We start from the raw sequence: 13,025 nt of genomic DNA, 5'->3' as shown, positions 1-13,025 counted from the left end.
CCCCGGGCTGACTTAATTCTTTAAGTATGAAGCTAAAAAACATAATTACGCTGTCATTGATGATAGCGTCGATGTATACGTTTGCGCAGGACAACAACGGGTTTACCCGTTTACCCAACCAGGTTCAGTATAAAATTTATACGCCCAATAACGGAGCAAAGATTAAGCTGAACGACGTTATTACATTTAATTTTACTCAGAAAACCGATAAAGATTCTGTTCTCTTCAGTTCTTTTACTGCCGGAAGACCAGTAACCATTGCTGTTCAGCCTTCGCAGAATATCACCGACCTGATGTATTTTTTTCCTTTGCTATCAGAGAAAGACAGTGCCCTGGTTAAGATTCCGGCGGATTCGCTGTTTGCTGATTCATCAATGCAGCGTCCTGCCTTTTTTCCTAAGGGAAGCACGCTGCAGTTCGTGATCAGGATAGATAAGGTACAATCCATGGAACAGGCCATGGCTGCCCAGCAGAGGTTAATGGATTCATTAAAAACAGCTGAGGTAAATACGCTTAATAAATACATTGCTGATAATAAGCTAAACCCCACAAAAACAGCGTCTGGTTTGATGTACATCATCACTCAACCCTCTGTTAAAAGCAAACCTGTGGCTGGCGATACAGTACTGGTGAACTACACCGGACGCACACTTGAAGGGAAGGTGTTTGATTCAAGTATTGAGTCTAATGCAAAACAAGCGGGCCTGGAACAACCAGGTCGCACTTATGAGCCCATCAGCCTTACATTAGGAGAAGGGCAAGTAATTAAAGGTTGGGAAGAAGGACTTCTTTTGCTGAATGAAGGCTCCAGGTCGACTTTCTTAATTCCTTCTGACCTGGCATATGGGCCGAGGGGAGCCGGGGCGGATATAAAGCCATTCAGTTCTCTTATATTCGATATAGAACTTGTAAAAGTTAAGCCCGCGAAAAAAGCGCAGACAGCCACACCTGCTGCCAAACCAGCGGCAACAAAGAAACCAGCAGCTACAAAGAAGCCTGCTGCAAAGAAAACAACAACACCTGTAAAGAAAGCTCCGGTTAAGAAATAGTAAGTTTACAAAATTTAGCTATTAGCACTAAAGGCCCCTGCAAAGGGGCTTTTATGTTTCAATCTGTCATCCTGTCATTTCTATGCAATTCAATCCTGACTCTATTCTTGTCAGAATCATGTCAAAGTGATTTAATTCCAGGCTTGGCATAAGCATTGATAAGTAAACGTAAATTGTTAATTACGAACAAGCAAAAGGAAAATATATCATGTCAAAGATTATTGGTATCGACTTAGGAACAACAAACTCTTGCGTAGCTGTAATGGAAGGTAATGAGCCTGTAGTTATAGCAAACAGCGAGGGAAAGCGCACGACACCTTCTATCGTAGCATTCGTTGAGAATGGTGAGCGTAAAGTTGGTGATCCCGCAAAACGCCAGGCGATCACTAACCCGAAAAAAACAATCTACTCTATAAAACGCTTCATGGGAAACAGCTATAATGAAGTAAGCCGTGAAATTGAGCGGATGCCTTATGTTATAGCTAAAGGAGACAATAACACTCCCCGTGTAGAAATCGACGGACGTAAATACACTCCTCAGGAAATTTCGGCGATGATCCTTCAAAAAATGAAGAAAACTGCCGAGGACTTTTTAGGACAGGAAGTAACAGAAGCTGTAATCACAGTTCCTGCATACTTTAACGATGCGCAGCGTCAGGCAACCAAGGAAGCCGGCGAAATTGCAGGTCTGAATGTAAAACGTATTATCAATGAGCCAACCGCTGCTGCCTTAGCTTACGGATTGGACAAGGCTCATCGCGATATGAAGATCGTTGTGTTTGACTGCGGTGGTGGTACTCACGACGTATCCGTACTTGAATTGGGCGATGGCGTATTTGAAGTAAAATCAACCGACGGTGATACTCACCTGGGTGGTGATGACTTCGATCACGTTATTATCGACTGGTTAGCCGCTGAATTCAAAAATGAAAATGGCATGGACCTGAGCAAAGATGCAATGGCTATGCAGCGTTTAAAGGAAGCTGCTGAAAAGGCGAAAATTGAGCTTTCAAGCTCTACCCAGACAGAAGTGAACCTTCCCTATATCACAGCTGATCAAAGTGGCCCGAAACACCTTGTGCGTACTTTGAGCCGTGCCAAGTTCGAACAGCTTGCGGAGAGTCTGATCAAACGTACCATCGAACCATGCCGTTCTGCTTTGAAGAATGCTGGTTTATCCACAAGCGATATCGACGAAATTATTCTGGTAGGTGGTAGTACCCGTATCCCGGCTATTCAGGACGCGGTTAAGAGCTTCTTTGGAAAAGAACCTTCAAAAGGGGTGAACCCAGACGAAGTGGTTGCAATTGGAGCAGCGATCCAGGGTGGTGTATTAACGGGTGAAGTAAAAGATGTATTACTTCTCGACGTTACCCCGCTTTCTCTTGGTATCGAAACGATGGGTGGCGTTATGACGAAGTTAATCGAATCTAACACAACCATTCCTACTAAGAAATCAGAAGTTTTCTCTACAGCATCCGACAATCAGCCATCTGTGGAAATTCATATCCTTCAGGGTGAGCGTCCGATGGCCAATCAGAACCGTACAATTGGACGGTTCCATTTAGACGGGCTTCCTCCTGCACCTCGTGGTGTGCCTCAGATCGAAGTGACTTTTGATATTGATGCTAACGGTATCCTGCACGTGTCTGCAAAAGACAAGGCTACTGGCAAAGAGCAGAAAATCCGCATCGAAGCTTCTTCTGGTTTAACTGATGATGAAATTCAGAAGATGAAACAGGAAGCTGAAGCGAATGCCGAAGCAGATAAAAAGGCCAAGGAAGAGATCGACAAGCTGAATGCAGCTGATGCATTGGTTTTCTCAACCGAAAAACAGCTGAAAGAGTATGGCGACAAGATCCCTGCTGATAAGAAAGATCCGATTGAGAGCGCTTTGAAGAAGCTGAAAGATGCTCATTCAGCCAGGAACTTTGCAGATATTGACACAGCACAGACTGAACTGCAGAATGCATGGAATGCTGCATCTGAAGATATGTACAAAGCATCTCAGGATGCTGGAGCACAGCCTGGCGCAAACGCCAATAGTGGGCAGGCAGGTAATACCGGCGATACAGTTACTGATGTTGATTTTGAAGAAGTAAAATAATATATAAATAATATAAATTTTCAAAGGTCGTTTCTAATTGCAGGAACGGCCTTTTTTATTGCATAATGTTTAGTTTTGCCTCCGGAATGATTTTAACCGATACACACACGCACCTATACTATGAGACAGATATTGATAAAAGAAAGCAACTGCTTGAGAGATGCCTGGAGAATAAAGTATCCCGTTTGTTTCTGCCCAATGTAAATTCTGAAACGATAACTCTCGTGAACGGCCTTGTAGCAGACTATCCTGAGTACTGTTTCCCAATGCTCGGCCTCCACCCCTGCGATGTGCAACAAAACTATCACGCTGAACTGGAGGCTATTTTCCGTGCTATCGAAGCACAGAAGGTCTGGGCCATTGGAGAGATTGGAATTGATTTATACTGGGATAAAAGCACCCTCGAAATCCAGGAGGAAGCTTTTCGCACTCAAATCCAATGGGCTAAAAATAGGAAACTTCCTATTGTGATCCACTGCCGCGAGGCTTTTGACGAAGTTTACAATATACTGCTCGACGAAAAGGATGATACACTGAGGGGGATTTTTCATTGTTTTACCGGAACGGGTGAACAGGCTGAAAAGATTATCGGTCTGGGATTTTATCTTGGTATTGGGGGCGTTCTTACTTACAAGAATTCGGGACTGGATAAAGTACTTGCCGGGCTGGACCTGCAACATATCGTTCTCGAAACTGATTCGCCTTACCTGAGTCCGGTACCTTTCAGGGGGAAACCAAATGAAAGCAGCTACCTGATTTACATAGCAAAAAAAGTAGCGGAAATTAAAAATATACCGCTTGAGGAAGTCGCAAAAATCACTACCAATAATTCAAAAAGCATTTTTGGCATCTGACTAATGCATTCCTTTTATATCTTTAACAAAAAAATTACATGAGAAGGTAGGATGACAAAGGTACTGATTATATATACCGGGGGGACAATAGGTATGGTTCAGGACAGGATAACTGGTACCTTGAAGCCACTTGATTTTAACCTGATTACAGAAAACGTTCCTGAACTTCAAAGACTTAATTACGAAATTACTGTTTATTCTTTTGCAGAGATCATTGATTCATCGAACATGCATCCACGGGTATGGGTTGAATTGGCCGATCTTATAGAGAAAAACTATCATTTATATGATGGCTTTGTAATACTTCACGGCTCGGATACCATGGCTTTTTCTGCTTCGGCACTTAGCTTTATGCTTGAGGGCCTGAATAAGCCGGTTATTTTTACAGGATCGCAATTGCCTATAGGGGAGATCCGGACAGATGCCAAGGAGAATCTGATCACGGCCCTGGAAATTGCTTCTGCCAAACAGAACGGCAAGGCAAGAGTACCAGAGGTATGCATCTATTTTGATTTCCAGCTCTTCAGGGGAAACAGGGCGTTTAAATACAACTCTGCCAAATTTGAGGCGTTTCGGTCGCCAAACTACCCGGTACTTGCCGAGGCTGGCGTTCACTTAAGATTTAATGATGTTAGCATACGCAAATGCGACGAATGTACTTTCAGGGCTCATAAGAAGCTGAGCAATTCCATCGCTGTACTAAAGCTATACCCTGGTATAAGTGAGGAGACTGTTGCCGCTATTGTGAATTCTAAAGCAGACGCTATCATACTTGAGACTTTCGGTGCCGGAAATACCAATACCGATAAGTGGTTTCTTAACTGTCTCGAGACTGCAATAAATAAGGGTAAAGTGGTGCTCGACATTTCTCAATGTAAGGTCGGAACAGTAGAACTCGGGCGTTATGAAACGAGCAGACCGCTAAAGGCTATGGGCGTTGCCAGCGGTTATGATATGACATATGAGGCTGCCGTAACCAAGTTAATGTTTTTGCTGGGAAGAGGTTATTCAGCTGAACGGATCAGTCATCTTCTTGAAACCAATATCCGCGGTGAATTGAGCAAGACTCCCGTTACTGCACCTGCTAAATCTGTGTTTTGAGGGTTGAGTTATTGGCTTAACATATTGTTGTATAGGTTTATAACGACGTTTTTTTGCTTTTCTGGCAAATAAAGCGAATATCGTCCTGTTAGAATTAAGTATTTTGTTATTTTTGCACTCCTTAAAGGAGAGTTGTCCGAGTGGTTTAAGGAGCACGCCTGGAAAGTGTGTATACCTCAAAAGGGTATCGAGAGTTCGAATCTCTCACTCTCCGCAAGTTTTAATATAAAACAAAGAGCCTGAAAGTCGTCTGATTTTCAGGCTCTTCTGTATTCAATGGATCCGTCTTAGATTATTGAAGTGCTATTGCAGTGCGTTCTCTATCCCTATTCTCGTTAACGTACTCCATTGCCGGGCTTTGTGTATAGTCTTGTTTAGCAAAGGTGCGCGAATGGCGCGAGGCCAATAGTCCAAATCAGAGGAAGACGTATCCAGGTCGGTGATTAAAAGAACAGTAGGTCTTTTGCTGATGGTTGAGTATTTATTTTGTTTCACCACACGATAATTTCACATGTGATTTTAATCCTGCCGATCCTTATTGTACAAACTAAACAATATCTTAATATTTAGTTAAAGGCCTGCTCCTAAGTTTGCGCCAGCAAATACATCCGCTGTAATCATATTTTTTAATTCATGAAAGCTTTTTATTTATCCATTTTGCTCATTTGCAGCTTATTGTCTGCTGCGTCAGGACGAAGTCTGGTCAATGTTTTGGCAAATCGCTTGTCCATTGATGAAGTCCGTCAGGTTTCCGGAACAGTTAAAGATTCTTCCGGAATGGCCATGCCTGGTGTGTCTGTACGTGTCAAAGGCGCTAAAACGGCAACTCTTACTAACTCTGAAGGTAAATATTCTATCTCGGCGAATCCTCAATCCGTGTTGGTGTTTACAATGATTGGATTCGGGCAGAAAGAAGTGAAAGTGGGGAGTCAAACCATAATCGATGTAGTGCTTAGCGACAACATTGCAAAACTGAATGAGGTAGTCATTACGGCTATCGGAATAAAGCAGCAGAAAAGGAAACTGGGATATGCCACCCAGGAAGTAAAAACAGAGGTTCTGGCCGAGGCGAAAACGATGAATCTGGGTAATGCTTTATCAGGGCAGGTTGCCGGCCTTACGGTGAATAACCCAACTGGCTTGTTCCAGGCTCCATCCTTTTCACTGAGAGGCCGGTCGCCTATTATCGTTGTAGACGGCGTTCCGGTGGAGACCGATTTTTACGATATTCCTTCGTCAGATATTGAAAATATCAACGTGTTGAAAGGAACAACAGCTGCCGCCTTATATGGTACGCGCGGTAAAGACGGAGCTGTACTTATCACCACCAAAAAGGCCAACAAAGACGGCCTTGAAATTAATCTCGGTACTAACAATATGGTGACCGCAGGATTCACCGTTTATCCGGAAACTCAAACGGAATATGGAAATGGCTCTAACGGCAAGTATGAATTTTGGGACGGTGCCGATGGTGGAGTTTCAGATGGCGATATGATCTGGGGACCGAAGTTCGAAACCGGCATTAAAGTAGCACAATGGAACAGTCCGATCAGGGATAAGCAAACGGGAGAGGTTATACCCTGGTGGGGTGATGTGAAGGGCACTAAATACGATGATAAAGCGCGATATGAAAGAGTTCCGATCGACTGGGTAAGGCATGACAACCTTAAGGACTTCCTTGGAACAGGAATAGTAACGAATAACAACTTCTCTGTTGGTTATAAGGGAGCGAAAGGGCAGTTCTATTTTTCTGCAAAGCAGGCTTATCAGAAGGGTCAGGTTCCGAATACTTCTCTTTCTACCGGAGGACTAAGTTTCAATTCGAGTTATAATATCGCAAAAAACCTGCAATTGGATGCCAGCTTATCCTATAACAAAGTGTATTCTCCCAATTACCCGCGTTACGGTTACGGCCCTAAAAATCATATGTACACCATCCTGATCTGGATGGGAGATGATGTAAACGGAAAAGATCTGAAGGAGCATATGTATGTTCCCGGGTTTGAGGGTTTCAGACAGGCTAACTACAATTACGCGTGGTATAACAATCCTTATTTTGCATCTTATGAACTGGAGCAGAAACTGGATCGGAACGTAGCAACAGGTCAATTGAAGTTATCATGGCAGGTACTTCCCGACCTTACCTTACAGGGAAGAGTGAATTTGCGAGAGAATAAATCGTTCTCCGATATGAAGAGCCCAAAATCGTATATGAATTACGGAGATTCCAGAAATGGCGACTATAAGCTATGGGATGACTCGCAGCAAAATCTGGATGCCGATTTCCTGGCTAATTATTCAAAAAACCTGACTTCCGATGTCGCATTAACGGTCAATGCCGGAGCTTCTGTTTTTAACAGGCAATACCGTCAGGAATACCAGTCGACCGACGGTTTAATTGTCCCTTTTGTTTATAGTCTTAATAATACTCAGGGGCGGGTGCAGGCAACGAATGAGTTCAATGAGAAAGCGATTCGTAGTGTATATGCATCTGTGAATGTTGACCTTTTCAAAGCATTGTACCTCAATGCTACCGGAAGGAACGACTGGTCATCTACACTTCCCACAAAAAATAACTCCTATTTCTATCCTTCTGTTTCAGCAAGTACGATCGTATCGGAATATGTTAAAATGCCCGGGATGATTGATTATCTCAAGCTGAACGCCTCCTGGGCCCAGGTGTCCAGTGATTTGGATCCTTATAAAATCAGCCCTACTTACCGGAAGGGGACTACATACGAATCTACGCCTTCCGTTTATTACCCGGGTAATCTTGTAAATCCGGATATTAAACCCGAGACGAGCACGTCCTTTGAAACAGGGTTGTCTTTCTCTTTATTCAGGAACTTGTTGTCATTCGATGCTACGTACTATCGTATTCTTGATGAAGATCAGATTATCGATCTGACTATTTCTGAAGCATCGGGCTTTGCTACAAGAACCGTGAACGGTAACAATTATATCACAAACGGATTAGAGATTATCGCCGGAGCCAGGCCCTTTAAGGGAAGAAATTTCTCGTGGGATATAGGAGTGAACTGGAGCCGGTCGGTAAAGAAGATTACGGAGATTTATGGAGGACAGCCTAAATTCAATAATCTGAGTTTGAATGACCGCGCCGATAGTTACTATGCCACGGTATGGCAAAAAAGCGCCGCGGGAGAACTGATCCTGGATGCTAATACAGGACTCCCGACGAAGGACCGTGATCTTGCGAAGCTGGGGCACCTTGATCCCGACTGGAGGCTTGGCGTTCAGAATAAGTTTAAAATAAAAGGATTTACGCTTAATGCCGATGTTGACGGCGCATGGGGAGGTTTATTAAGATCGGTAACCATAGAGAAAATGTGGTGGGGCGGAAAACATCCTGCTTCTGTCGAATATCGTGATGCCGAATATGAGGCAGGAAAACCAGTGTATGTGCCGCAGGGGGTAATTGTAACAGGAGGACAGTTGGAAAGAGATGTAAATGGAAAGATCACTTCGGATACCCGAACCTATGCGCCGAATACCAGAGCTGTAAGCTGGCAAACCTGGGGGCAGATTTATCCCTATCAGGCCCAGGTGACCGAATCGGAAAACAAGAAGTTCGCCAATGTCTTTGACAGAACCTATTTTAAGCTGAGAAGATTATCGGTAAGCTATGACCTTGCAAAGATCATCAACACTGGTAAGGTAAAGAACCTTGATCTTTCTCTTTACGGATATAACCTGTATGTCTGGAAAAAGATTCCGTATATCGATCCCGACTATGGGAATGATAATGACCTTCAAGATCCTTCAGCGCGTTACCTCGGCGTTTCTATCAATGTAAAGTTCTAATTCAAAAAGTACAGTCATGAATAAGCATATAATAAATACTATTTGTATCCTTGGATTAATACTGGGTCTCTGCTCCTGCAAGGATTTCGGCGATATGAATGTCGATCCAAATAATGCATCAACCACCCATCCCCAATTTCAGCTAACGAAGATTCAATGGAACGCTTTCAGGGATTTTGGCGGCACAGGGCCTCTTTATGCCAATAAAATGCTGGTACAAACAGATGGAGAAAATGCGAATCAATATTATAAGTGGGCAAGGGGGAGTTTTGAGGCTTATGGCAACCTGAGGGATGTTACCAAGATGATGGAAGAGGCTGAGCGAATAGAGGATAACAGGTATATAGCCCTGGCTAAGTTTTTCAGAGCGTATTATTTTTATAATCTTACACTCACTTTCGGCGACATCCCATACAGTGATGCGCTACATGCGGAAAAAGACCAAACCCATGTGACGCCCTTTTACGATGAGCAAAAGCAAGTATTTAAAGGTATCCTGAAAGAACTGGCGGAAGCAAATGATTTGCTGAAATCATCCGAGGTAGCTATTGAGGGAGATATTATTTATGATAAGTCGGTCGTCAAATGGAGGAAACTGGTTAACGTTTTCAGAATGAAAGTTTTACTAACCCTTTCGAAAAGGACGGGCGACAGTGAATTTAACGTTGTTTCTTCCTTTGCTTCGATTGTCGGCAGCGAACCAATCTTCGCGAGTGAGGCTGACGATGCGCAGCTTGTCTTTAAGGACCAGGACGGAAACCGCTATCCAGAGTTTAACTCTAGTTCATTCGGTTCTGGGATGTATATGGATTCTACATTCATCCAGCGCCTGCAGGAAAGACAAGATCCGCGCCTTTTCGTTTTCTCTGCTCGAACAAAGCTTGCAAAAGAGAATGGTAAAGCTGTAAACGACTTTAGCGCCTATGAAGGTGGAGATCCGGCAGCACCATATGCCCAGGTAAACACGAAGGCGACATTAGGAAAAGTATCGAAAGTAAACGAACGTTATTATTCAGAACCTACCACGGAGCCCAGAGTACTAATTGGGTTCGCAGAACAGGAGTTCATACTTGCAGAGGCGGTTGTAAGAGGCTGGATTAGCGGAGATGCGAAGTTACATTATGATAGCGGGGTAAAAGCGTCATTTAAGTTCTATGAAAGTAACACAAAAGAGTATAAGCAATATTTTACAGATGCAGTTGTGCAGTCCTATCTCGAAAGGCCATTGACCCGCTTCTCAAACTCAGCAACTACAGAAGTTAAACTGGAACAGATCATGATGCAAAAATATTTGCAGTCATTTTTCCAGTCCGGCTGGACATCTTTTTATGATCATCTGCGGACGGGCTATCCTTCGTTCAGGAGACCGGCGGGAGTGTCTGTTCCGTTCAGGTGGATCTATCCACAATCAGAATACAACTATAACAGTGCAAATGTCAGCGAAGCCATCAGGCGACAATTTGGAGAAGGAAAAGATCTGATCAATCAGCCGACCTGGTGGATTAAATAATTGTTCTTTATATTTAAGTCATGACAACAACCGAATCCAGACGAGAATTTATCAAAAAGGCCGGGTTATTAGCCGGGTCGGCAGGACTCTTCAGCGTGTTCCCTTCTGCAATACAGAAAGCGCTGGCTATCGAAGCTGATCCTGGAACCACCTATCTGGATGCCGAACACATCGTTTTTCTGATGCAGGAAAACCGTTCATTCGACCATTGTTATGGAGCGTTAAAAGGCGTCAGAGGGTTTAATGACCCTAGAGCGATCGAATTGCCCAATAGAAATCCGGTCTGGTTGCAAACCAACACGGAAGGAAAAACTTTCGCTCCTTTCAGGCTGGATATTAAGAATTCAAAAGCTACCTGGATGGGATCGCTTCCTCATTCCTGGAGCGACCAGGTAGATGCACGAAATAACGGGCGTTTTGATACCTGGCTGACCGCGAAGAAGGCTGGCAATAAGGACTATTCGCATATGCCGCTGACGCTTGGTTATTATGACCGGCAGGATATTCCCTTCTATTATGCGCTTGCGGATGCATTTACTGTCTGCGATCAGCATTTCTGTTCTTCCCTCACGGGCACCAGTGCAAACCGGTCTTATTTCTGGAGCGGAACAATCAGAGAAAATCCGCATGATGAGAAATCTAAAGCGCACGTATGGAACCATGAAATCAACTACAAGGATGTTAACTGGCCGACGTTCCCTGAAAGGCTTGAACAAGCGGGGATTTCATGGAAAGTTTATCAGAATGAACTAAGTGTGCCTGTGGGTTTTAACGACGAGGAGGATAATTGGCTTGCCAATTTTACGGATAACAACCTGGAATTCCACAAACAATATCATGTACGTTTTCACCCTGCTCACCTTGCATGGCTTGAAGAACGCGCCGATAATTTACCGGGCGAAATTAAAAGCCTCGAAGACAAGCTCGAGAGTAAGCCCTCGGACAGCAATATTTCAAAAGAACTGGATAAAAAGAAAAGCCTCCTGGAGGAAGTAATGGAGGCTCGGAAAACGTACAATAAAGAGGCTTTTGAGAAGCTGCCGGACTTTGAAAAAAGTATCCATCGCAGGGCTTTTGTAACCAATGAACATGATCCGGATTACCACAAGCTAAGTACGATACGTTACGAGGAGCATGGAGAAAACCGCGAAGTAAAGGTGCCAGAAGGAGATATCTTTCACCAGTTTAGGCTTGACGCCGAAAACAACCAGCTTCCCGCGGTGTCCTGGCTGGTAGCACCCTGTAGCTTCTCTGACCATCCAGGGGCTCCCTGGTATGGTGCCTGGTATGTCTCTGAAGCGCTCGACATTCTGACCAAGAACCCCGACATCTGGAAGAAGACTATTTTTATACTTACTTACGACGAAAATGATGGGTACTTTGACCATATGCCTCCATTTACGCCGCCCCATTCGGCGAGACCAGAAACTGGCGCCGTGTCAAAAGGCATGGACACCCGTGCTGAATGGGTAACAATGGACCAGGAAAAGGCTCGCACAGACAATGTGGGTTCGAGGCGTGAGAGTCCTATAGGTCTCGGTTATCGTGTTCCTCTTGTTATTGCTTCACCCTGGACAAAAGGGGGATGGGTTAACTCTGAGGTCTTTGATCTAACCTCTTCGCTGCAGTTTCTTGAGCACTTCCTTTCTTCTAAAACCGGTAAAGCTGTTCGTGAGCCAAACATTACTGATTGGCGACGAACCGTCTGCGGAGATCTTAGTTCAGTGTTCAGACCTTTAAACAAGGAGAACATTGCTCCTCTATCCTTCCTGAAGAGAGACGAGGTAATCGAAGGTATATTTGAGGCTCAGTTTAAGCCCTTGCCGGGAAACTTTAAAGCGTTTAACGCAGAAGAGATCAGGCAGGTCAGGGAAAACCCATCGGCTTCGTCTCTTCTCCCCAGTCAGGAGAAAGGCGTTCGCGCGGCATGTGCTATTCCATACGAGTTGTACGCCGACTCGCGTTTAAACAAAGACCGAAAGAAAGTGGTTGTAAGCTTCAGGGCAGGAAAAGAAGTGTTTGGCGAAAAGTCGGCAGGAGCTGCCTTCAATGTCTATTCTCCCGTTAAGTTCAGGCTTGGGAATGATAACGACTATGAGACAATGCATAACTGGTCTTTTGCAGTCAAGGCGGGAGATGTAGTGTCTTACGAATGGGATCTCGGATCTTTTGAAAACGGAACATATAATCTTAGATCGTATGGAGTCAACGGTTTCTTCAGAGAGTTTTATGGAGATACCAGCGATCCGGAAATAGAGGTTTCGACTTCCTGTGAACGAGTAAACGGTTCGAAAAGCAAGATCAGTCAGAACCTCATACTGAACTTAAAAAATAAAAGTCAGCGTAAAAGCTACAGGCTTGAGGTAGAGGATAAATCGTACGGAGCAGACAAAATCGTACTTGTACTTCCTCCTGCCTCTGCATTGAACAGAGTAGTTAACCTAAAGAAAAGTTCCGGCTGGTACGACCTCAGCATCAAAGTTGAAGGGTTCAGTTCTTTTGGAAAAAGATATGCAGGGCACGTCGAGAGCGGAGAGGGAAGTATAAGTGACCCCTTGATGGGCAGAGTTACACTATAATAA

The 13,025-nt window shown here is 44.1% G+C and carries 8 protein-coding genes and 1 tRNA gene; 8 read left to right on the top strand and 1 reads right to left on the bottom strand.

Going from position 1 to position 13,025, the window contains the following annotated elements:
• Positions 1-26 precede the first annotated feature (26 nt).
• The 5 genes from BDE36_RS22025 (at position 27) to BDE36_RS22005 (ending at position 5,325) form a co-directional block, all read left to right on the top strand.
• A complete protein-coding gene (locus tag BDE36_RS22025) occupies positions 27-1,049 on the top strand; it encodes an FKBP-type peptidyl-prolyl cis-trans isomerase (RefSeq protein WP_235904215.1) in 1,023 nt (340 codons plus the stop codon).
• Positions 1,050-1,257: 208 nt separating this feature from the next.
• Complete coding sequence (gene dnaK / locus BDE36_RS22020) at positions 1,258-3,156, top strand: molecular chaperone DnaK (protein ID WP_128770787.1); 1,899 nt, start codon at positions 1,258-1,260, stop codon at positions 3,154-3,156.
• Positions 3,157-3,242: 86 nt separating this feature from the next.
• Positions 3,243-4,010, top strand: a complete 768-nt coding sequence (locus tag BDE36_RS22015) for a TatD family hydrolase (RefSeq protein WP_128770834.1) — start codon at positions 3,243-3,245, stop codon at positions 4,008-4,010.
• A gap of 51 nt (positions 4,011-4,061) precedes the next feature.
• Positions 4,062-5,111: an asparaginase gene (locus BDE36_RS22010; protein ID WP_128770786.1), complete on the top strand. Its 1,050-nt coding sequence runs from the start codon at positions 4,062-4,064 to the stop codon at positions 5,109-5,111.
• A gap of 126 nt (positions 5,112-5,237) precedes the next feature.
• Positions 5,238-5,325 (top strand) — tRNA-Ser (locus tag BDE36_RS22005).
• An 89-nt stretch (positions 5,326-5,414) separates the two neighbouring features.
• On the opposite strand, the gene BDE36_RS22000 is transcribed toward BDE36_RS22005, so the two are convergent.
• A complete protein-coding gene (locus tag BDE36_RS22000) occupies positions 5,415-5,606 on the bottom strand; it encodes a hypothetical protein (RefSeq protein ID WP_141816709.1) in 192 nt (63 codons plus the stop codon).
• A gap of 138 nt (positions 5,607-5,744) precedes the next feature.
• On the opposite strand from BDE36_RS22000, the gene BDE36_RS21995 reads away from it, so the two are divergent.
• Genes BDE36_RS21995 through BDE36_RS21985 form a run of 3 tightly spaced genes read left to right on the top strand, consistent with a single transcriptional unit; the run spans position 5,745 to position 13,022 of the window.
• Complete coding sequence (locus BDE36_RS21995) at positions 5,745-8,933, top strand: SusC/RagA family TonB-linked outer membrane protein (protein WP_141816708.1); 3,189 nt, start codon at positions 5,745-5,747, stop codon at positions 8,931-8,933.
• A gap of 16 nt (positions 8,934-8,949) precedes the next feature.
• On the top strand, positions 8,950-10,443 hold the full coding sequence (locus tag BDE36_RS21990; protein ID WP_141816707.1) for a SusD/RagB family nutrient-binding outer membrane lipoprotein: 1,494 nt from the start codon (positions 8,950-8,952) through the stop codon (positions 10,441-10,443).
• A gap of 20 nt (positions 10,444-10,463) precedes the next feature.
• Positions 10,464-13,022, top strand: a complete 2,559-nt coding sequence (locus tag BDE36_RS21985) for a phosphocholine-specific phospholipase C (RefSeq protein WP_141816706.1) — start codon at positions 10,464-10,466, stop codon at positions 13,020-13,022.
• The last annotated feature ends 3 nt before the right edge of the window (positions 13,023-13,025 follow it).

It is taken from the genome of Arcticibacter tournemirensis (genome assembly GCF_006716645.1).
GTDB classification, from domain to species: Bacteria; Bacteroidota; Bacteroidia; order Sphingobacteriales; family Sphingobacteriaceae; genus Arcticibacter; species Arcticibacter tournemirensis.
This window is presented reverse-complemented; position numbering and strand designations above follow the sequence as displayed.